Annotated in this window: 2 protein-coding genes and 1 pseudogene; all 3 read left to right on the top strand. The window is 59.9% G+C overall.

What is annotated here, in order from left to right; translation table 11 throughout:
* A partial coding sequence (locus tag PseAD21_RS29880; protein WP_218244980.1) for a hypothetical protein occupies positions 1-201 on the top strand: 201 nt, incomplete at its 5' end.
* 336 nt (positions 202-537) lie between these two features.
* The gene (locus PseAD21_RS29565; protein ID WP_146011302.1) at positions 538-759 is read left to right on the top strand and encodes a hypothetical protein; all 222 of its coding nucleotides are present in this window, start codon (positions 538-540) and stop codon (positions 757-759) included.
* 48 nt (positions 760-807) lie between these two features.
* Positions 808-1,041: pseudogene (locus tag PseAD21_RS30090) on the top strand (hypothetical protein); the annotation flags it as partial.

The following is a 1,041-nucleotide window of genomic DNA, read 5'->3' as shown; positions in this document are numbered from 1 at the left end:
GATGTGTTTGGCTTCGCCAAACGGTCGCTGCGCTCCCACCCCCGGATCAATCCCTCCGCTCAGCCTTCCGACGTCGCCGGCACGGCAAGATCAAGAGCTTTCGGCGAGCTGACACTCGGCCATTTGAGTGGGGCGGCTTTGCCGCATGGGTATACACAAATCAAAACTGTGGGAGCGAGCCTGCTCGCGATGGCGGCCTGATAGCCGACCAATCTCCAACTGAACACCTCCATTCCCACTGTGGGGGCGAGCCTGCTCGCGAAGGCGGCCTACGAGCCGACCAATCTCCGACTGCCCCCAGTCGACTGTGGGAGCGAGCTTGCTCGCGAAAGCGGCCTCACGATCACCCCATTCCCCCTGAATTCATTCCACCCGATCCTTCCCCGCAAAATCGACAGCCCATTTCCCCATCCCCCTCCATTTCACTGGCGCTTACAGGGTGGTCGGCTATAAAGAATGAGTGGTCAGGTCTTCTGTCATCCGCTGCAGTTGTGCGTGATTGCGGAAGTGGTTCTTCCATTTATCGCGGGTCATCCTATGAATACTTCTGGGAAACGCGTGTATCTGCCGTTGTCGCTGGCTTTCTCCGTCGCGCTGCTCAATGGCTGCGCCAGTCCTCCGCCACCGCCTCCTGCTGCGCCTCCACCACCGCCGGTGCGTACCTGTCAGACCCTGGAAAATACCCAGGTGTCTGGCGATATGTACGTTGACGAGCAGGTCACCCGGCATATCACCACCACTCGCTGTGTCACGCAGTAGCGTGGGGCGGCGTTTGCGTTGAGGGCTCGGGTCGAGCGGATTGTGCTGGTGGCCGGTCTGGTCGGCACCGCGGTCTTGGCCGTTGAAGGCGCGATTGTGGCGATGCGCGTTCAGCTCGATCTGCTCGGGGTGATGGTGATTGCGTTCATCGTGGCCCGAGTGCCTGACGTTGCGGTTGTTGTCGGTAGACTTTGGGTGGCAGTTGCCCAAGATCATCGATGCCTGAAATACAACCCATGTGGGAGCGGGCTTGCTCGCGAAAGCGGTGTGTCAGTCAATAAA

It is taken from the genome of Pseudomonas sp. AD21, from assembly GCF_002878485.1.
Classification (GTDB): Bacteria; Pseudomonadota; Gammaproteobacteria; order Pseudomonadales; family Pseudomonadaceae; genus Aquipseudomonas.
The sequence above is the reverse complement of the archived record's forward strand: the minus strand, read 5'-3'. Positions and strand labels throughout refer to the sequence as shown.

Excerpts from the sequence above, each read along its gene's own strand:
- PseAD21_RS29565 (WP_146011302.1), top strand. The coding sequence starts at position 538 with ATGAATACTTCTGGGAAACGCGTGTATCTGCCGTTGTCGCTGGCTTTC.